The organism is Paenibacillus sp. FSL R5-0341 (assembly GCF_037975235.1).
GTDB classification, from domain to species: domain Bacteria; phylum Bacillota; class Bacilli; order Paenibacillales; family Paenibacillaceae; genus Paenibacillus; species Paenibacillus amylolyticus_A.
Map to the genome: position 1 here is coordinate 1,594,354 of NZ_CP150241.1, position 20,989 is coordinate 1,615,342.

At 48.3% G+C, this 20,989-nt stretch carries 17 protein-coding genes; 10 read left to right on the plus strand and 7 right to left on the minus strand.

The features are described from left to right. Positions 1-25: 25 nt before the first annotated feature. From MKX75_RS07090 to MKX75_RS07110, 5 genes are all read left to right on the plus strand, one after another. On the plus strand, positions 26-778 hold the full coding sequence (locus tag MKX75_RS07090) for an ABC transporter ATP-binding protein (RefSeq protein WP_235599464.1): 753 nt from the start codon (positions 26-28) through the stop codon (positions 776-778). 45 nt (positions 779-823) lie between these two features. Continuing rightward, a complete protein-coding gene (gene cobT / locus MKX75_RS07095) occupies positions 824-1,981 on the plus strand; it encodes a nicotinate-nucleotide--dimethylbenzimidazole phosphoribosyltransferase (protein WP_339169022.1) in 1,158 nt (385 codons plus the stop codon). After that, positions 1,978-2,538 (plus strand): bifunctional adenosylcobinamide kinase/adenosylcobinamide-phosphate guanylyltransferase, encoded by a 561-nt coding sequence (gene cobU / locus MKX75_RS07100; RefSeq protein ID WP_339169023.1) that lies wholly within the window; start codon positions 1,978-1,980, stop codon positions 2,536-2,538. The genes cobT and cobU overlap by 4 nt, the downstream gene beginning before the upstream one ends. After that, positions 2,535-3,419: an adenosylcobinamide-GDP ribazoletransferase gene (gene cobS, locus MKX75_RS07105; protein ID WP_339169025.1), complete on the plus strand. Its 885-nt coding sequence runs from the start codon at positions 2,535-2,537 to the stop codon at positions 3,417-3,419. The genes cobU and cobS overlap by 4 nt, the downstream gene beginning before the upstream one ends. Positions 3,420-3,522: 103 nt before the next feature. Continuing rightward, positions 3,523-5,067 (plus strand): cobyric acid synthase, encoded by a 1,545-nt coding sequence (locus MKX75_RS07110; RefSeq protein WP_339170392.1) that lies wholly within the window; start codon positions 3,523-3,525, stop codon positions 5,065-5,067. Positions 5,068-5,200: 133 nt separating this feature from the next. Here MKX75_RS07110 and MKX75_RS07115 read toward each other — a convergent pair whose 3' ends face one another. After that, positions 5,201-6,901 carry a methyl-accepting chemotaxis protein gene (locus MKX75_RS07115; RefSeq protein WP_062833170.1) on the minus strand — a complete coding sequence of 567 codons (1,701 nt, stop codon included), beginning with the start codon at positions 6,899-6,901 and terminating at the stop codon, positions 5,201-5,203. A 350-nt stretch (positions 6,902-7,251) separates the two neighbouring features. Between MKX75_RS07115 and MKX75_RS07120 the strand changes: the two genes are divergently transcribed. The 3 genes from MKX75_RS07120 (at position 7,252) to MKX75_RS07130 (ending at position 10,273) form a co-directional block, all read left to right on the plus strand. Beyond that, a complete protein-coding gene (locus MKX75_RS07120) occupies positions 7,252-8,649 on the plus strand; it encodes an L-cystine transporter (RefSeq protein ID WP_062833171.1) in 1,398 nt (465 codons plus the stop codon). A 378-nt stretch (positions 8,650-9,027) separates the two neighbouring features. Beyond that, positions 9,028-9,711, plus strand: coding sequence for a queuosine precursor transporter (locus MKX75_RS07125; RefSeq protein ID WP_145146500.1), 684 nt, complete (start codon positions 9,028-9,030; stop codon positions 9,709-9,711). A 208-nt stretch (positions 9,712-9,919) separates the two neighbouring features. Continuing rightward, the gene (locus MKX75_RS07130; RefSeq protein ID WP_145146501.1) at positions 9,920-10,273 is read left to right on the plus strand and encodes a hypothetical protein; all 354 of its coding nucleotides are present in this window, start codon (positions 9,920-9,922) and stop codon (positions 10,271-10,273) included. A gap of 140 nt (positions 10,274-10,413) precedes the next feature. Here the strand turns inward: MKX75_RS07130 and MKX75_RS07135 are convergent, their stop codons facing one another. Beyond that, positions 10,414-11,502 (minus strand): Xaa-Pro peptidase family protein, encoded by a 1,089-nt coding sequence (locus MKX75_RS07135; protein WP_339169026.1) that lies wholly within the window; start codon positions 11,500-11,502, stop codon positions 10,414-10,416. A gap of 218 nt (positions 11,503-11,720) precedes the next feature. On the opposite strand from MKX75_RS07135, the gene MKX75_RS07140 reads away from it, so the two are divergent. Continuing rightward, the gene (locus MKX75_RS07140; protein WP_339169027.1) at positions 11,721-12,932 is read left to right on the plus strand and encodes a PQQ-dependent sugar dehydrogenase; all 1,212 of its coding nucleotides are present in this window, start codon (positions 11,721-11,723) and stop codon (positions 12,930-12,932) included. Between the two features lie 514 nt (positions 12,933-13,446). Here MKX75_RS07140 and MKX75_RS07145 read toward each other — a convergent pair. Beyond that, complete coding sequence (locus MKX75_RS07145; protein WP_339169028.1) at positions 13,447-14,178, minus strand: MBL fold metallo-hydrolase; 732 nt, start codon at positions 14,176-14,178, stop codon at positions 13,447-13,449. Positions 14,179-14,234: 56 nt separating this feature from the next. Next, positions 14,235-14,777 carry a hypothetical protein gene (locus MKX75_RS07150; RefSeq protein WP_339169029.1) on the minus strand — a complete coding sequence of 181 codons (543 nt, stop codon included), beginning with the start codon at positions 14,775-14,777 and terminating at the stop codon, positions 14,235-14,237. A gap of 103 nt (positions 14,778-14,880) precedes the next feature. On the opposite strand from MKX75_RS07150, the gene MKX75_RS07155 reads away from it, so the two are divergent. Continuing rightward, entirely contained in the window at positions 14,881-15,744 is an 864-nt protein-coding gene (locus tag MKX75_RS07155) for an SDR family oxidoreductase (protein ID WP_339169030.1), read from the plus strand. Between the two features lie 47 nt (positions 15,745-15,791). Here MKX75_RS07155 and thrS read toward each other — a convergent pair whose 3' ends face one another. The 3 genes from thrS to MKX75_RS07170 all read right to left on the minus strand — a co-directional run bounded on the left by thrS (position 15,792) and on the right by MKX75_RS07170 (position 20,782). Next, positions 15,792-17,792 carry a threonine--tRNA ligase gene (thrS, locus tag MKX75_RS07160; protein WP_339169031.1) on the minus strand — a complete coding sequence of 667 codons (2,001 nt, stop codon included), beginning with the start codon at positions 17,790-17,792 and terminating at the stop codon, positions 15,792-15,794. Positions 17,793-18,263: 471 nt separating this feature from the next. Next, the gene (locus MKX75_RS07165) at positions 18,264-20,024 is read right to left on the minus strand and encodes a HAMP domain-containing sensor histidine kinase (protein ID WP_339169032.1); all 1,761 of its coding nucleotides are present in this window, start codon (positions 20,022-20,024) and stop codon (positions 18,264-18,266) included. Continuing rightward, positions 20,021-20,782 carry a response regulator transcription factor gene (locus MKX75_RS07170; RefSeq protein WP_076330044.1) on the minus strand — a complete coding sequence of 254 codons (762 nt, stop codon included), beginning with the start codon at positions 20,780-20,782 and terminating at the stop codon, positions 20,021-20,023. Before MKX75_RS07170 ends, MKX75_RS07165 begins: the two co-directional genes overlap by 4 nt. Positions 20,783-20,989 lie beyond the last annotated feature (207 nt).

A 20,989-nucleotide genomic window follows, 5' to 3' on the forward strand; every position in this document is an offset into this window, starting at 1 on the left:
ATTCGCAGTTACCGGGGCAGGTAAAATGTATGGCAGTCATCAAGCCCTGGATGCGGTGACCTGGCAGGTTACGGAGGGGGACTGGTGGGGTGTCGTTGGTCCAAATGGCAGTGGCAAGTCTACCCTGCTCCAGCTCCTTGCTGGAACGGAGCAGTCAAGCGCAGGCAGTATACGTATGGATGGCCGGGATATCGCCTCATACAGTCGGAAAGATCTATCACGCATGATTGCTGTGTTACAACAGGATGGCCTGCCTGCAATTTCTTATCCTGTGAGGGATGTCGTGGAGATGGGACGTTATCCATACCAGAATTGGCTTGGGCGAGAATCAGCAGATGGAGCGGCTGTAGTTGATCGTGTACTGGAAGAATTGGGATTGACCGATATGGCTGAAAGGCCTTTGGATGCACTTAGTGGAGGACAGCGTCAGCGGGTGGCACTCGCCAAGGTCATGGCACAGGAACCACGGTTATTATTGCTGGATGAACCCACTACGTTTCTGGATATCAAATATCAATTGCAATTTATGGAGTTATTATCGACATGGCGGCAAAAAAACAGCATTACGATTGTGGCTGTGCTGCACGATCTGAATTTGGCTGCGCAGTTCTGCGACCACATTCTGGCGCTGCGAGAAGGCAAAGTGGTGGGGAATGGAACGCCCCATACCTTGATGACTGAAGACAACATTCAGGACATCTTTCGCGTTAAACCTGCGATGGTGAACCATCCTGACAATGGAATCCCACAGCTCTTGCTGCGGCGGGAGAAGGAATGAACGAAGCGGGGCAACCCATATTTTGATGAAGGAAGTGCTGGCTGTATGAATAATGAACAGGTGTTGGAACGGTTACTGGGTCGGATCGTGGGTCCTAATGAAGAAATTGCGGCAGAAGCCTCCGCACATGTGGATGCATTGACGAAACCACCCGGCAGTCTGGGTAAGCTGGAACAACTGGTTATTCGTCTTGCGGGAATCACTGGCAAGGCTCGTCCACGTTTGGATCGCAGAGCCGTCATTGTGATGGCCGCAGATCACGGCGTGGTGGCGGAAGGTATTAGTGCTTTCCCAGCCGAGGTAACGCCGCAGATGGTCCTTAATTTCCTGGCTGGAGGGGCTGCTGTCAACGTACTTGCCCGCCACGCCGGAGCCGATGTAATCTGTGTGGATATCGGGGTTAATGCCGATCTGGAACATCCTGACCTGCTTTCCCGCAAAGTTCGTAAAGGTACGGCCAACATGGCAAAGGGTGCAGCAATGACTCGTGATGAAGCAATTCAAGCCATTCTTGCAGGTGTCGATGTGGTATCGGCAGAGGTGGCAAAGGGAGCGCAGTTGTTCGTTACCGGGGAAATGGGGATTGGTAATACAACCGCGAGTGCAGCGGTGATGTGTGCATTAACCGGAACTGCACCTGCTTCAGCGGTTGGGCGAGGAACAGGGATTGATGATGCGGGATTGCAGCGTAAAGCCGCCGTGGTTAGCCAGGCACTGAGCGTGAATTCCCCAAATCGGGAAGATGCACTGGACGTACTTTGTAAAGTGGGTGGCCTGGAAATTGCCGGACTGACGGGTGTGATTCTTGCTGCAGCTGCGAACGGATGTCCTGTTGTCGTGGATGGATTCATCTCGACTGCGGCCGCATTAATTGCAAGACAGCTTGCTCCCGTGAGCACGGCTTATATGATTGCTTCTCATACTTCACATGAAAGTGGACATGCAGCTCTGCTTCGTGAACTTGATCTGAAACCGATGCTGGATCTGGACATGCGGCTGGGTGAAGGAACTGGTGGTGTGCTAAGCCTTCATCTGATTGATGCAGCCTGTCTCCTCTTGAATGAGATGGCGACCTTTGCAAGTGCAGGGGTATCTGATGGAACGAACAAGGTTTCGGATGCCGATGTGAGTACAAGTGAGGGTGATGTAGCGGACTCTAATGTTACAGGTGCTTCGTCGGTTCAAGGAGAGGTCTCGCTATGAGTGTGTTGGTGACGGGTGGAGCGCGTAGTGGGAAAAGTTCGTTTGCCGAGCGTCTCTGTATGCAACGCTCCTCAGAGGCTTGGTATGTGGCTACGGCTCAGGCGTATGATGACGAGATGCGTGAGCGTATAGGTTTACACCAGAATCAGCGCGAGGCATCAGGTTATCTATGGCATACGTTGGAGGAACCACTTGCATTACCGGCACTCATTACACGTATGGGAGAAGACCATACGGGTACGTCTGCACCGACGATTCTGGTCGATTGTCTGACGCTCTGGTTGACCAATGTTCTGCTTGCACATGAACACGAAGACGAGCAGATTTTGCAAAATCATATGGATGCTCTGGTAGAAGCGATCAAGTCCTACCCGGGGCTGCTCGTACTTGTCACGAATGAAGTGGGCGATGGTATTGTGCCGGAGTATGCGCTTGGCAGGAAATATCGGGATCTGGCAGGTATATTGAATCAGCGGATTGCAGTCATATGTCGTGAAGTGTTCCTGGTAACTGTAGGCATTGCGATTGAGCTGAAAAGCAAGGAGTATCGTTTATGACAGATCGCAATCATCCTCGTAAACATGCGGCTGCGGCCGCTTTTCAATTTTTATCCCGGTTTCCGGTAAAAATGCAGATTGATTTCGTCCCGCCACTACTGCGGGAAAGTGTCGTGTATTACCCGCTGGTGGGTGCTGCAATTGGACTATGCGTGTGGCTCGCAGGGGCCTTAACGGGTGAGGTACTTCCAGCCTTTCCTGCTGCCGTATTAACCTTAACGTTATGGGTATGGCTCACTGGTGGCCTTCATCTGGATGGTTGGATGGATACGGCGGATGGATTACTAAGCTATCGTACCCGTGAACGGATGCTGGAAATTATGAAGGACAGCCGTGTAGGCGCTATGGGTGTGGTCGCCTGCGTTTTACTGCTGATGATGAAAGCGGCTCTGATCGCCGATTTTATTGCACGTGGCAACTGGATCTATGGTGCGCTGTTAATCCTGCCAATGATCTGGAGTCGTTGGTTTATGGTGTATGCCATCTCAGCCTGGCCGAATGCACGTGGAGATGATGGTCTCGCAGTCTTATTCAAGGGATTGGGTGAGCGTAAGGAGGTCCAGCGTGCACGCAGCTCTGCGGTCGGACTGACCCTTCTTGCAGGTGTAATTACATTTGCTGCCGTATGGATCTTCCGGCCGGATATAGGCACTGCCGATGCCATGATGAGCAGCCTAGGAACATTGCCATGGTGGTTGTATCCTGTGTCGGCTGTAATTATCGTACCTTTTGCGTGTTACATCATCGGTAAATTCGTTGCTGCACGCATCAGTGAAAGGCTGGGCGGGCTTACAGGAGATACGTATGGAGCGATGAATGAGCTGTTGGAAGCGGCTTTGCTAACGGTGCTGAGTATGCTTCAGGGACTCTTTTGGCTGTGAAAAACGCACGGAATGAGTAATGTGAGACATAACACGGAGACTGAGGTGAGGGTACGTGGAAGATACGCCTGTGCAACAATTACAACAACCAGCGGCAGTACTCATGCTGCAAGGAACGGCATCAGATGTAGGGAAAAGCGTGATTACAACGGCGCTGTGCCGTATATTCAAGCAGGATGGCTTCAAGCCTGCCCCGTTCAAGTCACAGAACATGGCACTGAATTCTTACGTAACAGAAGACGGCAAGGAGATTGGCCGTGCCCAAGGCGCGCAGGCCGAAGCCTGCGGTATTGAAGCCACGACGGATATGAATCCGATCCTGATCAAGCCTGTGCGGGACATGCATTCGCAGATCGTGGTACACGGTGTACCTTTTGCTCAGATGAGTGCATCAGATTATCGCCAGAAGTTCCTGCCAGAAGCGAAGCAGACGGTAATGGATGCGCTGAACCGGTTGCGAGACACGTATGATGTGGTGCTGATGGAAGGAGCAGGCAGTCCTGCGGAGATTAATCTGAAAGACCGGGATATCGTCAACATGAATCTGGCAGGTTGGGCCGATGCTCCAGTCATTCTGATCTCTGATATTGATCGGGGCGGTGTATTTGCTTCTATTGTCGGCACTCTGGAGCTGCTAGAGCCACACGAGGTGGAGCGTGTAAAAGGTTTTATCATCAATAAGTTTCGCGGCGATCTGTCTCTTTTGCAGCCTGGACTAGACTGGCTCGAAGAACGTACAGGTATTCCAGTATTAGGTGTATTGCCTTACATAAGAGATATTCAGATTGAAGCAGAGGATTCAGTAGTGCTGGACTCCATGCGTCATGGTAAATCCGGAAAAACAGAGCTGGATCTGGCGGTGATCCGATATCCGCGAATTTCCAATTTTACAGACTTCGATGCCCTTTCCCGTGAACCGGATGTGAATGTGCGTTACGTGACCTCGCCAGAGGAATTGGGAAGTCCTGATGCTATTCTTCTACCGGGTACGAAGGATACGATAGGGGATCTGGCGTTCCTGCGTGAGTCTGGACTGGAGCAAGCGATTGCCAGCCAGACCGAACGTGATAACGTTCAGCTCGTAGGGATATGTGGCGGATACCAGATGCTTGGAAGACATCTGAAGGACCCGTTTGCAGTGGAGGCGAATCAGATCCAGGAAGCGAAGGGACTTGGCTGGCTTCCATTATCGACAACATTTCTTCAGGAAAAGCAGACAGTCAGGGCTTCCGGACGGGTGCAACCTCAGAATCCGATTCGTCTGTATGGTGAAGCAGATGTGGAAGCATCTCCACTACCCATTAATGGATATGAGATTCATATGGGTGTTACGGAGTGCCACGAACCTGAACGTGTAACCGCACTATTTGAAATCTCCCATCCAGGTGGTGAAGCATTCCATGAAGGCTGGGGCACAGTGGATGGCAGCGTGTGGGGAACCTATCTGCATGGTTTGTTTGAAAGTGATCAATTCCGACGTTCGTGGCTTAATGGTTTGCGTGAAGCAAAGGGACTAGCCCCACTTCAGGAGACATATAGTGCGCATGAACGTAAGGAGATGGAGTTCAATCGGGTAGCCGAATCGTTGCGGTCCTCATTGGATATGAAGCGTGTGTACGAGATAATGGGTGTCCAAGCACCCGAGTGAGCTGTTATACAAGAATACCCCCATGTCCGACAAACCGTTTTCTAGAAACGGAATGTTAGCGGCATGGGGGTATTGTATATCCTATGATTAAAAGGCGTTTAAAACAGAGATTGATAGGTTAATGGTTAACCTGTTAGTTTATTTTGAAATTTTTCATGGCGGATTGCAGCTCTACAGCTTGTTCATGCAGATGTCGTACCGTATTCGAATGTGAATCCATCTCGCTGAGCTGAAGATCTGCTGTTGAAGCAATCTGTAGCATGCTCTCGCGGGATTTGGACGTAATCTGTGCCGTTTCTTCAACAGACGCACTCACTTCTTCTGCACCAGCGGATACTTGCTCTGTAGAAGCAGAGACAGTCTGGATGGTTAGATTGACGTTCTGGATCAGTTCATTCAGTTGTTGGAAAGCTGAACCTGCTTGTTGAACGACAGTTGTGCCTGAACCAATCTCTTTGGTTACACGATTCATGGCGTCAACCGAGCGTTCAGCGTCTTCACGAATGGTGCCCAGATAATCTGATATTTCCTCGGTGGCTGTCTTGGATTGCTCGGCCAGTTTGCGGACTTCTCCGGCAACGACAGCGAATCCGCGCCCGTGCTCACCAGCACGCGCTGCTTCAATGGAGGCGTTGAGTGACAACATGTTAATCTGTTTGGTAATTTCAAAAATGGAAGCAACAATGGTGCCGATGGCTACCGAGCGTTCATTCATGGTCTCAACATAGCGCAACGATTCGCTTGCTGTCTGACCTACACGTTCCATCTGCTCAACGGCATTCTGAGCCAGTCGGTTACCATTAACCGCCTCATTGGCTGCTTCGCCAATTTGCTCAGACACTTCAGCAGAAGAAGAAGCGATATGCATGATTCCCTGCGTAATTTCTTCCATGGCTCTGGCGTTCTCGGATGCACTGGAAGCGATACTGATGCTACCTTTTTCTGCATCTTCTGCGGAGCGGCTGGAGTTTCGAACCATACCAGACATTGATTCAACACGCTGAAGCAGGTCGTTGGAGCCTGACACAACTTCATCGGACGTGGACAAGGCACGGCTAATCATTTCTTTCAGGTTATGCGTCATCGTCTGGAAGCTTGCGGCAAGCTGGGCAATTTCATCTTTGCCATGAATCTGGAGTTCGGCGGTTAGATCACCTTGAGATATTTGCTTGCTATGTTGGACGAGCTTGATGATGGGTTTGGTTACTCTTTTGATCATACTAGTAGAGATAAGCCAGCCGAGCACGAAGACTAATGCTGTAATTCCAAGACATAACCAGAAGACCTGGGTAATCTTATCTTGAATGAACTGAGCGTCCATGCTTACAGCCATAATCATGTTACTTCCTGCGATTGGCATAAAGGCTGCTTTATGTACACCAAAGGAATCGGAGTAGACCTCACTGATTACCATTTCTTTGTTCTCGATCGCTGCAGTCATTGTGGGTTCTACACTAATCTCATCCTGGGCTTTCATGCCTGAGGAAGAGTTGGCTACAACCACTTTGGCTGATCCATCTTGAATGGCAACAACGTATGCGGCATCCAGATTGTGTTCTTTTGCTTTGTCAGCCAGATACGATTCTACGGTCATAGCAGCACCTTCAGAACCGGCTCCGCCACTCTGTACCTGTAGAATCTTTGAAGCAGAGGTATTCTTGTATATATCCTGAATGGACGTGTTTAGGACTTTATCGAACTGCGGGAGCACGTAACTTTGAATAATATTCATCGATACGGCATAAAAACTGATACTGAACAACAGGGAAGCAACCAGCAGAACAAGGAACAAAGTGCCTCGGATTTTACCGGCAACGGTGCGATTACGAAACATAGGATCATCCTTTCACGTCATGTTCATTAACATTGTCGCTTTTCCGTTATCATAAGACCTATCTACCAATGAAGAAAGGCCTAATTTATACGTTGAGAAAACTTGGGAATAAGCGGATATACCTATATTACAGAATTAACCGGAGGTTGAATAGAACAATTTTCACGATTTGGTGTATTTTTTTCAGAAATAGATGAATCTGTTACATGCATATTACATAATATCAATTAATACCTACCAGAATAGTTTGTTATATGGTATATTGTAAAATGTCTTGTTGGTCGTATAAAAAATAGAAGAGAAAATCGGATCATTTCCGGTTACACACATGTTGAGGAGGATTTATAGTAATGGATACTTTTCTAGTCATTTTGAATGTAGTGATCATGCTGGCATTTCTGGGTGTGCTCTACTGGATGCAGAAGAAACACATTTCCTTTACGAAACGCGTATTTGCGGGTTTGGGTATGGGGGTTGTATACGGTGTAATTCTTCAATTGGTGTACGCGTCCGGCTCTGATGTCATCACGAAGTCGGTCGATTGGTTCAATCTGGTTGGTTCAGGATATGTTCGTTTGTTACAAATGGTCGTGATTCCATTGATTATGGTATCGATCATCTCAGCCATCATGAATCTGAAAGGCAAGCAAAACCTCGGTAAAATGAGTGTCTCCATTATTGCGATCCTGTTGATCACAACGGCGATTGCCGCAGGGGTCAGCATTGTAACGAGCCTCAGCTTCAACCTGACTTCGATTGAGATCGAGGGTGGAGATCGGGAGCTTGCACAAGGACAACGCATGGAGGAACGTCTAGTTGATGTACAGGATCAGACGATTCCACAGCAAGTGCTGGAATTCATTCCTTCGAATCCATTTGCGGATATGACAGGAGAACGTCGTACATCTACACTGGCGGTTGTTATTTTCTCCGCTTTCATCGGTGTGGCTGTACTTGGATTGGATCGCAAAAAACCACAGCAGGCGGAAACATTCCGAGGCATGGTTAATGCGGTATATGCGGTAGTTATGCGGATTGTAACGTTAGTACTTCGATTGACGCCATACGGTATCTTGGCCCTAATTACGAAGGTAACGGCGACCACGAATCCAGACGAGATTCTGAAGCTGATCAAATTCGTTGTCGCATCCTATGTAGCGTTGCTCGTTATGTTCATCATTCACTTGATTATCATTGCGCTGTCTGGCTTCAACCCACTGACGTATCTGAAAAAGGTTCTGCCAACACTGGTATTTGCCTTTACGTCCCGTTCAAGTGCGGCAGCCATTCCGCTGAATGTGGAGACACAGACGAAGAAACTGGGCGTTTCGGACGGGATTGCGAATCTGTCTGCAAGCTTTGGAGCTACAATTGGGCAAAACGGCTGCGCCGGGATCTATCCGGCCATGCTGGCGGTGATGATTGCTCCAACGGTCGGCATCGATCCGCTGAGCTGGGACTTCATTGTGACTTTGATCCTCGTAGTTATGATCAGTTCATTTGGTGTCGCTGGCGTCGGTGGCGGGGCTACCTTCGCTTCCCTGATCGTATTGTCCACCATGAACCTGCCAGTTGCTTTGGCAGGATTGCTGATCTCCGTTGAACCGCTGATCGACATGGGTCGTACAGCATTGAACGTGAACGGGTCCATGACTTCTGGACTTGTTACCAGCAAAATTTTGAAAGAAAATGATCAAGACACATTCAATGATCAAAGCCGTGAACTGGATTCAGCTGTTCAGGCGTAATACAGAATGGACTTGGTAGAGCCTCATATAAGAGGCAAATCCATCTAAAGTTCATGCAAGTAAAGCCGTCCTTCGGAGAAATCCGGAAGGCGGTTTTTTTGTGGTAATCGCATCATCATACCTGTGCACGTTGTGTGAAGCCGGCTACTTTTTGATACACGTGGTAAACGGCATGAAGGTAGGAAAAACGTAATAAGGTCGAGAGGGGACAGAGGAGTTATATAGAAGGGACTTGTAGTCACTTAGGTAGGCTTGGGGTTATTTAGTGCTGTTCAAGGGACGAGAAATGTGATAGAGTATTCATGTTTTGGCCCTGAGCCAAACCGCGGTTCGTAACCATCCCGCGTAATCAAAACTAGGAAGGCAGTGTATGTATTTATGTTTAACTTAGGGTGGGGAGCGGTTTTCGTTCTCGTAACTTATGGATTTTTCCTGCTGTGTTACCGCTTGTTCGGTAAAAAAGGTCTCTATGCCTGGATTGGTGTGGCTACGGTTATAGCCAACATTCAGGTGACCAAAACGATAGATATTATGGGGATCGTACTGACGTTAGGCAACACGATGTATGTCAGCATGTATCTGACCAGTGACCTTCTGAATGAGAAGTATGGATCGGGTGAAGCGCGGAAGGCCGTATGGTTCGGATTTTTCACGTTAATCATGACGACTGTTCTGATGCAGATGGTGTTGTTCTTTGACCCGGCACCGACGGACTTTGCACAGGATTCGATGAAAACATTGTTCGGTCTGCTGCCACGTCTGGCACTCGGAAGTCTGACTGCTTACTTCATCAGTCAGTTCCTGGATGTGCGACTGTTCAGCTGGCTACGAAAGGTAGCACCTGGACGTAATCAGTTGTGGATTCGTACCAACGGTAGTTCGATCATCAGCTCATTTGTAGATACACTGGTGTTCTGCACCATCGCGTTTGCGTTCATCTACCCTTGGGATATCTGGCTGGAAATCTTCCTGACCACGTACGTCATCAAATTCGTATTGACTGCGGTTGGAACGCCGTTTCTGTATGCTGCACGTAGCTTTAAGTTTAAGGATGAAGCTTAGACAATATTCAAAGAGTATCCCTTAAAATCCCCCTCTGCACAGTCAATTGTAATTCGGACTCTGCAAGGGGATTTTTTATAGAAAACATATCTCCCCAAAACAAGAAAATCCTTTTTACATTTTTATGAAAAAGTTATAATATAAGCGACCTGTCGTTATGAGCGTGTATCATTAGCCAACGATGATTTCAACCAAAGGGGATTCGCACATGTACTCTACACTGCGTTATACACTGGAAAGCAATGGCACAACATACGAGAATGATAACATTAATGCCTCGTTATTGGTGGAGTTGATCTCCAATCTGGAATTGCAGGAATACGTAGTACTTGGACCTTCGGAGCTGGTGGAGGGAAGTATGTATATGCAGGCTGCTGCGCTTGAGGAACCAGGGCAGATGGTGGCGGAGATTCGTTTGCAGGAAGGTGAGGACGGTTTCCGGCATTACAGCTACAGCACAGCAGATACGACTGTGATTATTCAATGGTTTCTGGATTACTGGGGGAAGCAACAGCTGCCACAGCTGGAATCCTGGCAGGATATCACGCATGAGTTTGACTAGTGGTAAATAAGTGAGCAGGAATAAGATCACGTAGAATGCAGACGGAGTAATGTAGGATATGCTTCGTATTAATTAAAATCCCGCAAACCCATGATATTATGGGTTTGCGGGATTTTGTTTTTGACATAGATCCAATTGGATTAGTCGGTAAGGATTTGCAGCTCTTTTGGATATGTTGTCAGAACTTCGACACCCTTCTCGGTCACGATTACATCATCCTCGATGCGAACGCCGCCTGCTGCGGTATATATGCCTGGTTCAATTGTGAATACGGTACCTTCATTTAGGATGTCCATGTTTTCTCCATGGAGGGAAGGATATTCATGCACATCGATACCCAATCCATGACCTACTCTATGCATGAAGCGCTCGCCGTATCCCGCTTCTTCCGTCACCTGGCGTGCCGCACGATCCACTTCAGCGCAGGTGATGCCTGGTTTCACGATTTGGATAGCAGCTTCGTTCGCTGCGAGCACCGTGTTATAGATGGTTTTGAGTTCAGGTGAGATGTCACCAAAGGCGAATGTACGTGTGATATCCGAGGCATACCCTCCAGCATACACACCCATATCAAACATCAACAGGTCACCATGTTGCAGTTTCCGTTCACCTGGTGTACCGTGTGGCAGACCTGTTTTGGGGCCTGTGAGTACCATGGTATCAAAGGAAGGGCCATCAGCACCCAGTTTCTTCATCTGATACTCCATCTCGGCGACAAGCTCGATCTCGGTTACGCCTGTGCGAACATGAGAGAGGCCTTGACGAAGAGTTTCTTCAATTAGATGAATGGCGTGGCGAATGCGAGCTACTTCATCAGGTGTTTTTTTCACACGTAATGTGCGAAGCAATGGGCCAACATCTTCAAAGCTGGCTGCACCCAGTGCAGCGGTCAACTGCTCATAACGTGAGACAGTCACGTATTCTTTTTCGAGACCTACTCGGCCCAAGCGCCCCTGATAACGATCAAACAAAGCGTACGGATTATCCGTATCCGTGTGAGTGGCAATGTTGGATACCGAGGAAGCGGCTGCGGCAGCTTCTGCGTCAAGTGCGGGTACGATCAATAATGGTTCTTCGCCACGTGCGAGTACCAGACCAAGGAAGCGTTCATGCGGATTGCTCGCAAAGCCAGTTAAATAGTAGATATGTTTCGGATCTGTGATCAGCATAGCGTCCAATCCTTGCCCGGACAGATCGGCTTCAAGACGAGATAAAGGGTTTTGATTCATGAGTGTAGTTGTCCACCTTTCCATTCATACTATCCTTCTATTATAAAAGATTATGGTGGAATTCCAAACTGCAGTGATTTCATGTCTCTCGAGTCCGTTGAATTCGCCGTTTAAGTGGCTGGTATGAAGGGTAATACAGGGCGAAACCGCTTTACAGAAGAATAATAGCATCACAACTATAGAGAACAAAAAAATCATATGCGAAGGGAGATGTAATCATGAATAATCGAGTAACCGTTCCGCTGTATGCTTCATTATTAAGTGTGGCACTGTTGACAGCGTCATGCTCTTCAGGCGATCCCTCTACAGGAGGAACAGAGCAGACGTCTCAGGGGCAGGGAACAGGTCAGGGACAGACAGCCAATGGAGGCAATGGCAGTGCGATTGGAAACGAGAGTGGAGCGCAGGGAGAGGCGGTTATTCCGTATCAGGTTTCCGTTCTGGTTGAAGGACTGAATGCACCATGGGAGATTGTGAGTGTGCCTGATGGTCGGATGTTTGTAACGGAACGCCCAGGTGCGATTCGGGTCATTGAGGATGGAAAACTAACCCCTGAACCACTGATTGAATTCTCAGCCCCGTTTAATGAAGAAGGTGAAGGAGGTCTGTTGGGTCTTGCAGCAGATCCGGACTTTGAGGAGAACGGTTACTTGTATGCGTACCACTCCTATCTGGAAGGCGACGACATTGCCAATCGGGTGTTACGTCTCAAGGTGAATGATGGGAAAGCGGTCATAGATCAAGAGCTGCTTGGTAATATTCCAGGCGGAACGAATCATAATGGTGGGCGGATCAAGATCGGCCTGGACAAGTTGCTCTATATTACGACAGGTGAGCGCTATGAACCGGAACTGTCACAGAACGAAGATAGCCTTGGGGGTAAAATATTGCGGATTGGTCTCGACGGATCGATCCCTGCAGACAACCCATGGCCTAATTCGCCTGTGTACAGTATGGGACACCGTAACGCACAGGGACTGGCCTGGAACCCAGACAACGGTTATCTCTATTCTACCGAGCATGGTCAGCGGAATCATGATGAGATTAACCGGATTGTGGCTGGTGAGAATTATGGCTGGCCCGAGGTGGAGGGAGACGAAGATGACAACGGCGCATATCAGGCTCCGCTTGCACATAGTGGGAATGACACATGGGCTCCGTCCGGTGTAGCTTTTGTTGAAGAAGGACCATGGGCCGGTTCACTGATTGCCGCGAATCTGCGTGGAGAGCAGTTGTTGAAGGTTACTCTTTCGGAAGATGGTACGCAGGTCGAGCAGGTGGAACCGATCTTCGAAGATGAGTGGGGCCGAATTCGCAATGTGAGTGCTGGCGAGGACGGAAAGTTATACGTGCTTACGAACAATCGGGATGGACGGGGATCGCCACGTGATGGGGATGACAAGCTGATAGTGCTTACTCCTCAGAGTTAAGTAGGGAGTCAGGTGAGATAAATCAGTGTTGAAGGACGCGTCCAACTGAATGGGGATCGCCGTTTTTTCTAACGAACCTGACACACCTTATATGAACGTTTAGAGGTCGATGAAGAATGTAACGAACCTCAGCCACGTTATATCACCAAAATTCACTTGAAACCTGCGGAAAAACCAGTGAAACTCGTGAATAAGATGTCTGGAGTTCGTTAGAAAATCTTAATGCTCAAAATATAGCATATTGCGTGTCTGAGATTCGTTAGAGGATACTGTGGACATGTCGTGGTGCAATATAAGATATCGTACGCACAACAGTGCAGTAGTAGAAGTACATGGTTAATGAATCAAAGGAGCTGTCCCGTCAAATTCATGACGTATGGGACAGCTCCTTGATTGTAATATATGTGTCATCCTAATCTTGAATGAGCCACTCCGCACAATGCCGCACGAAGAGAAACAGCGTTAATAGGATGCTTGTGTAATTCCAAAAACACTCACGAGTTGCGTTCTTTACCTATTCTGCGCGCTCCGCAAGTGTGGCAATACGCTGAGCCGGATCATTGGTGTACTCTCCACCGTGATAACAGAGAACCTTATTGAGCTTAAGGTCTGTCAGTTTCTTCAGGCTTCGTAGCGCTTCAGGCATGTCCGGTGTCGCGGGTGGCGCAGGACCAACCAGTTCATCATCGACCACACGAAGTTCATCGGCAGCGAGCAGGAATTGTTGCTCCCCGAAATACAAGCAGATATGACCTGGGGTATGTCCTGGTGTATGAATGACCTGTGTACCGCCTTGAAGGGGTAATAAGTCTCCGTCTGCCAGCGTTCTGCTAATGTTCACTTCAGGCAGCTGCAAGAGCAATTGATCTGCCAGTGCCAAAACGGGCGCGGGCAACAGAGCACGACGTTCAGGCGTGAATTTGATCAAAGGTTTCTCACCGGTTAGATACGGAATTTCATCGGCATGTGCCCAGATTTCCAGATCAGGGATGGCATCCAGAAGAGCGCCCAGGTTACCGATATGATCGATGTCCTGATGAGTAATAATCACACGTTTGACGTCCGAGAGTTGAACGCCCTCTTGTTCCAAAGCGGATTGAAGTTCAGCAAATTGTCCAATCATGCCCGTATCCACCAAGGTAACACCATCTACATCACGAAGCATGACGGGGAATATGGGGCTGTTCCCGGAAGGTGTGGGAATCTGAAGATTTAGCACAGTAATTGAAGTTGTTGGATGGCTCATGGTTATCCGGACCGTAGTCCGGTACACCTCCTTTTCTTTTTTAGCGATGATCGTTGTTATTCAGGGCGATTATATTTTAAATGTTTTCTATATTTTTTAACGGTATGGAGCAGCGCTTCGAACGTTTCTTCTTCATTACTGCCATCCTTAACGATGGACACAAACGAGAAGTTATCATGAACGAGTTTGTTCCTCGTCTGAAACACCTGGCTAAGGGCTTCAGCGAAGTGTTCTTTTTCAGATTCCAGGGTAATGAATTCTTTACTCAATTCGGCCTGAATAATCTCCATATTGGAGCGTGCACGGTAGGCAGGAGTTTTCATCAGCTGGGTCGAATTAAACTTTTTCTGATATACGTCTCTGTACAGTTGATGTAACATTTGTTCAGTAATGGCGCATAGTTCGATGACCAATGAAGCATATCTTCGGTTTTTGCGTTTTCGGGTGAGTTCACGTGTTTCTTCCTGGTCCAAAATACCGTATTTTTCATACAGCGAAGTGTCAACGTTCTGCAAGATATCCTGATATTCCTGTTCGAGTAGTGCGACTTCAAGTTTGGCTTGTTTTTTAACTTTTTTAAAATCTTCTTTGGTCAGCATACTTGTCCTCCCATGGAAACCGAGATGTGATCCTATCATTATCTCATATTGTCCGTCGTCGCGCCTCTAATTTCGGAACCTCATGTTCAGAAGGGAAGTACCTATGTCCAATCAGACAGCAATAGTAACAGGAGCTAACTCAGGTATGGGGTTGGCAACCACCATTGAACTTGCAAGGCAAGGATATCACGTAATTATGGCATGCCGCAGTGAGAAGCGCGGACAGGAGGCTCTTCAGGAAGCTGTGGGTCAGTCCGGCTCTTCTGCGATTGAATTGATGCTGTGTGACCTGGGGGCACTCGAAAGCATACGCCAATTTGCCCGCACATTCCGCGAGCGTCATGATCGCCTTGACGTTCTGGTTAATAATGCGGGGGTGGTGATGGTCAAACGGAAGGAAACCTCAGACGGGTTCGAACAGAGTATTGGCATTAACCATCTGGGGCATTTCCTGCTGACCTTACTTTTGATAGAACCTCTGAAAGCTGCGAAGCAGGGACGAGTGGTGAACGTTTCGTCAGGTGCGTACAAGGCTGGTAAAATTCACTTCGAAGATCCACATCTGCATAAAGGTTATAATCCGATCAAAAGCTACGCCCAATCCAAATTGGCTAACGTGCTATTCACTCGTGCATTGGCCGGCAAAATGTCAGGTACGTCTGTGACGGTAAACTGTCTACACCCTGGTGCGGTGGGAACGAGTATTGGCGTAGATCGTAATACCGGATTCGGCACACGCATTATGGCGTTTGTGGGTAAGCTTCCATTCTTTCTATCGCCTGAAGAAGGGGCGCGAACGGCTGTCTATCTGGCCACAAGCCCTGAAGTCGTAGGGATCACCGGGCGTTACTACTATCAACAGAAAGAGCAGCAGCTGAAGGCACATGCCGTTGATGATGCTTCAGCTGAGCGTTTTTGGACGTGGAGCGAAGAACAGGTGGGGCTAAGAGATGATGAGAAGTTGTAATTCAGCACAAGCTGATGAGTGACCCATGAATTGAGTCGTTACATCTTTTATACTTTTGCCTTCACAGCTTGTTGGATCATTTCAATAAAAGCTTGAATAGATTGAATGCCTTGATCTCCCTGACCGTATGCACGGACAGAGGCGGATGAGGCATTTTTCTCATTCTCACCGAGCACGAGTGAATAAGGCACTTTTTCCATCTGGGCTTCACGGATTTTGTACCCGAGCTTCTCACTGCGCAGATCTGTTTCTACCCGAATGCCCGCAGCCCGGAGCTGACTCTGTACTTGGAGCGCATAGTCTGCGTAATGATCTGATACAGGCAGCAGCTTCACTTGCACAGGTGCGAGCCAGAGTGGGAACGCGCCTGCATAATGTTCAGTCAGGATGCCGATGAAACGATCGATGGAACCATAGATGGCACGGTGGATTACGACCGGACGGTGTTTCAGGCTATCCTCGCCAATGTAAGTGAGGTCGAACTTCTCCGGCATTTGAAAATCAAGCTGGATTGTTCCGCACTGCCAGCTGCGCTTCAACGCATCGAGGATATGAAAGTCAATTTTCGGTCCATAAAAGGCACCGTCTCCTTCGTTAATGCGATATTCCACGCCTCGACGATCCAGTACATTTTGCAATGCGCGTTCCGCCTGATCCCACAGCTCTTCTGATCCCATGGAATCTTCCGGACGAGTGGACAACTCAATCTTATATTCGAATCCGAAGATATCGTACATGCGTCCGATCAGTGAGATCGCCTGATTAATCTCGTCCTCGATCTGCTCTGGCATGACGTAGAGATGGGCATCATCCTGGCAGAACGTCCGTACACGCATCATGCCGTTCAGCGCACCTGAGAATTCATGACGGTGAACCTGACCGAATTCCATCATGCGAATCGGCAATTCGCGGTAGGAATGGAGTGTATTTTTGAAGATCAGCATGTGTCCGGGACAGTTCATCGGTTTCAGTGCAAAAGTCGCATCGTCCACTTCCGAGAAATACATATTGTCCTTGTAATGCTCCCAGTGGCCGGATTGCTCCCACAGCCGATTGTTCATCATAAGAGGAGTCCGGACTTCCTGATATCCTTCTTGCAATTGCAACTCACGGGAGAACTGCTCCAGTTCAGTGCGAACAGTCATACCTTTGGGCAGATAGAAGGGCATGCCGGGCGCTTCTTCGGAGAACATGAATAGTTCAAGCTCTTTGCCGAGTTTACGATGATCCCGTTTCTTCGCTTCTTCGAGCATGTGCAGATGTTCATCCAGCTGGGCTTTGTTCGGGAAAGCAGTGCCGTAGATGCGTTGCAGCATCTTATTATCCGAGTTCCCCCGCCAGTACGCGCCAGCTACATTCAACAGCTTGAACGCTTTGATTCGACCAGTGGATGGAAGATGGGGACCGCGACACAGATCGAAGAACTCTCCTTGATCATAGATCGAAAGCTCGGCGTCCTCTGGCAAATCCCGAATCAGTTCAAGCTTGTACGGGTCCTGGATTTCTTCAAAGATGCGAAGGGCTTCCTCCCGGCTAACTACCCGGCGGCTGATCTTTTCATTTTCCTGAATGATTTTGTTCATTTCCCGCTCAATGGCAGCCAGATCACTGATGGACAAGGCATGTTCCAGATCAACATCGTAATAAAAACCGTCTTCGATTACGGGTCCAATTCCCAGTTTCACTTTTTCCGCACCATAGATGCGTTTGAGTGCCTGTGCGAGCACATGTGCTGCGCTGTGACGATAACGATATAGACCTTCCGCACTGTCCAAAGTAACGATAACAAGTTCGCAATTTTGCTCAAGCACCCAATCAAGATCGACATTCTGACCATCTACAATACCACCAATGGCTTGTTTTCCAAGACTTGTGCTGATCGATGAGGCAACCGCACCTACAGTGATGCCTGCTTCGTAAGAACGTACCGTGCCACCTTGCAGACGGACCTCAATGAAATGACTGGATGGTTGCAGATCATTTGCTCGGCTGTTTATTTCGTTACCTGATTTGTTGCTTGCTGAGTTAATATTTTCTTGTTTGCTCATGTGAACCACTCTCCATTTCTTAAAATGAAAGCGCAAAAAACACCCGTCCCGGAAAAGGGACGAGTGCGCTTGGCTCGTGGTTCCACCCTAATTTGGTTATGGTACGCCCTGATCTCGGCCAGCCGCCGGAACAGAAAACATCATAACCCTCATTGGAATCCGTTATCGGGGATCAGACGGTGGACTCTACTGGCAACATACCGAACATCCGAAGGAGGTCCAAAATGCTGAGGTTCGAGGTCACGGCTGCAGAGGGGTAATTCCGGTCCGTTCGCTGAAGAAGGTTTCACCAATCCCCTCTCTCTCTGGGCAGCACGCAAACGAAATCATGTCTCTGGTCATCGCCAAATATGTTAGATCAACTCATTAAAGTTATCTTGAAATGTGTTGCATTCAATATCAATATATTGGAACAGGTGTTATTGAGTGTCGATTATATAGACTGAAAATGGAAAGGTCAAGCGGAATATTTTAATTAGTTTCGGACGGCCCATCCCATATTAAGCGAATGATCGTTCCTTCACCAGGCGTGGAATGTACCTCAATACGGCCTTTCATGGCTTCAATCAAACCTTTGGTTACGGCCATGCCCAGGCCTGATCCAACATCCGACGTGCCTGTATCTGTACCGCGATAGTATCGTTCAAATAACTTCCATACCGTCTCAGGATCCATACCTCTTCCGTTATCGGCAAATTGAATGCTGAACTCATCTGCCTGTTTACCTGAATGAACACTGACGATCAGGGTGGACTCGGGCGGATTGTGAAGAAGGGCATTGGCGGTCAGATTATCCACGATTCGTTCAAACGATGGAATATGAACAAGTCCATACACAGGCACTTCGGACGGTTGGAATAGGATGCGACCTTCGCCATATGCAGGATTCCGTTCGGCGCGCTGGATCAGATCACGAAGTAACGCATTTACGTCAGTTTCCTCCGTCACAGGTTGATATCCCCCACTCCGTAATCGGTAAGTCATGGCAAGGTCATTAACAAGCCTGTCCATATACATGGATTTATCGAGCATTATGCCTGCGAATTCCCTGACTTCTCCCTCGGTCCAGCTATATTTATCTGCCTCAAGCATATGGGCATAACCCTGGATGGAGGATAGGGGCGTCTTCAGATCATGTGTTATGCCGGCGATCCATTCCTCCCGTAGAGACTCGGTCTGTTTGCGGAGTTCTTCATCTTGCTTCAACGTGTGGGACAGGGCCTGCATGGAGCGAAGCACTTCAGCATACACATGATATTTTCGTTTCCACTTTCCGTTGCGCCGCTGACTGCGAGGCACTCCGAAGGCTCCGGTAGGTTCCTCATAATGTCCTCGCTCCAGACGCTGTAACCATTGGAGCATATGCAGCATGGGCGAGCCGAATCGGTTGGCATACCAGAAGGCAAGCAAGATGAGCAGAATGATGATCGATACAATCAATACGACCAATGCCGGTTCCAGAATAAAACGGTAGGGATTCTGATCACCGCTCACTGCTGGATCACCAGGAATGCTAATCAGCCAAGTGGTTTCATTCTGTTCGTCGTACCACGTGGCAATAGACTTCCCTGATCGACTTGGATAGCGAATTTGCAGAACCAATTCCTGGATGGTGTATTCGCTTGGTACGCCCAAAGCTGGTTTGTTATAGGAGGAGAGTTCGCGTCCCGACGCATCCAATACTTGAAGATAGGCATTGGCAGAACGAAAGGCTTCCTGTTGGCTCGGTTGAAGATTAAACTTCCCGTTGGTGAGAGTGAGATCCGAACGAATATTATTCATGAGCGACTTGGCCGGATTACTCTCGCCATACAACAAAGTGAAATTCTTCCCGTTCTTCTCCCGGATGAGCATAACAATCTGATAAGGGAAGGGCTTTTGATTTTCCCAGTATGCAATCAATTCCCCTGGTTTGTAGTGAGTTGGGACATCGGCGGGAGTGTGGTAGTCATCAATGGCGTAGCCGTTTTCATCCAGCACTTGGAGCCAGCCTTGATATTTATCTACTTGCTTCAGCAATTCGGGGTCATACCGGATCGTGTTATCCGGCAGGATCTCTGCTGTATTAATCAATTGGTCCAGACCGTTAAGGGCAAAATCATCGACCAGATTCACTTCATTTACCTTTTGCACGACCCAGTAAGTGGCTACAGAACCAAGCAGGATGATAAGAACAACGGCTCCGGCAAGCATCCCGATAAACCGGGTCATTAACCTGCGACGAATACTCATGGGCGTGACACATGTTCCGGCTGAATCAGTTTGTAACCCAGACCCCGGACGTTAACGAGAAATACTGGATTGGAAGGATCGGCTTCAATACGCTCCCGGATGCGGTGAATATGAACCATCACGGTGTTGTCATCACTAATGGCTTCAGAGCCCCAGACCCGCTCATATAGATCTGATTTGGTGAAAATGCGATTGGGATGCTTGCAAAAAAAGAGCAACAATTGAAATACGAGTGCCGGACAGGATACGGATTCTCCTTCAACCCGAAGCTCGCCAGCCCATTCCAGCACCTGGAATCGTCCAAAGTCGTACACACCTTCCGATGTGCTGGGAGATGACGTATTTACGTTAGATGGGACGTGGTCCGAGATCGCTACAGTTTTAGAAGGTAAATAACGTTTCAGTAATGATTTAATACGAGCAACGACTTCGAGCGGATTAAAGGGTTTGGCAACGTAATCGTCGCCCCCAACAGCGAATCCGGTTAATTTGTCATAATCGGTTGTTTTGGCCGTCAGAAACAGGATGGGCGCATCGGTGACCTGCCGTAGGAAAGGACAGATTTCCAGTCCGCTTTTGCCAGGAAGCATGATGTCGAGCACGATGCAATGATACGTCTTGTTGTTGCAGGCCTCAATGGCAGCTTCGCCTGTTGTAACGGTATCAATATCGAGAAACTGCTCTTTGAGCAGAACGGTTTTGAGCATATGCAGAATAGCCTGTTCATCGTCCACAAGCAGTAATGAGACGTTATCCATAGTTTAAAAATGACCTCCTGATCACTTCCGATGTGTTTATTGTTAATCATACCATCCAAGAGGGCTGTATAGCGTACGAGCTATCTTAACGGAATCTTAATTATGCAGCCTCAGAAGGCATGGCAAGTTTAACTACATGTAAGTTGGGGTTAGACGAAGGATAAGACTCATTCTGTACACTTAACTGGAAAGTATAACGATTAGTAG

Coding starts and splice junctions, on each gene's coding strand:
- MKX75_RS07090 (WP_235599464.1), top strand. CDS start 26: ATGTATGGCAGTCATCAAGCCCTGGATGCGGTGACCTGGCAGGTTACG.
- cobT (WP_339169022.1), top strand. CDS start 824: ATGAATAATGAACAGGTGTTGGAACGGTTACTGGGTCGGATCGTGGGT.
- cobU (WP_339169023.1), top strand. CDS start 1,978: ATGAGTGTGTTGGTGACGGGTGGAGCGCGTAGTGGGAAAAGTTCGTTT.
- cobS (WP_339169025.1), top strand. CDS start 2,535: ATGACAGATCGCAATCATCCTCGTAAACATGCGGCTGCGGCCGCTTTT.
- MKX75_RS07110 (WP_339170392.1), top strand. CDS start 3,523: ATGCTGCAAGGAACGGCATCAGATGTAGGGAAAAGCGTGATTACAACG.
- MKX75_RS07115 (WP_062833170.1), bottom strand. CDS start 6,901: ATGTTTCGTAATCGCACCGTTGCCGGTAAAATCCGAGGCACTTTGTTC.
- MKX75_RS07120 (WP_062833171.1), top strand. CDS start 7,252: ATGGATACTTTTCTAGTCATTTTGAATGTAGTGATCATGCTGGCATTT.
- MKX75_RS07125 (WP_145146500.1), top strand. CDS start 9,028: ATGTTTAACTTAGGGTGGGGAGCGGTTTTCGTTCTCGTAACTTATGGA.
- MKX75_RS07130 (WP_145146501.1), top strand. CDS start 9,920: ATGTACTCTACACTGCGTTATACACTGGAAAGCAATGGCACAACATAC.
- MKX75_RS07135 (WP_339169026.1), bottom strand. CDS start 11,502: ATGAATCAAAACCCTTTATCTCGTCTTGAAGCCGATCTGTCCGGGCAA.
- MKX75_RS07140 (WP_339169027.1), top strand. CDS start 11,721: ATGAATAATCGAGTAACCGTTCCGCTGTATGCTTCATTATTAAGTGTG.
- MKX75_RS07145 (WP_339169028.1), bottom strand. CDS start 14,178: ATGAGCCATCCAACAACTTCAATTACTGTGCTAAATCTTCAGATTCCC.
- MKX75_RS07150 (WP_339169029.1), bottom strand. CDS start 14,777: ATGCTGACCAAAGAAGATTTTAAAAAAGTTAAAAAACAAGCCAAACTT.
- MKX75_RS07155 (WP_339169030.1), top strand. CDS start 14,881: ATGTCCAATCAGACAGCAATAGTAACAGGAGCTAACTCAGGTATGGGG.
- thrS (WP_339169031.1), bottom strand. CDS start 17,792: ATGAGCAAACAAGAAAATATTAACTCAGCAAGCAACAAATCAGGTAAC.
- MKX75_RS07165 (WP_339169032.1), bottom strand. CDS start 20,024: ATGAGTATTCGTCGCAGGTTAATGACCCGGTTTATCGGGATGCTTGCC.
- MKX75_RS07170 (WP_076330044.1), bottom strand. CDS start 20,782: ATGGATAACGTCTCATTACTGCTTGTGGACGATGAACAGGCTATTCTG.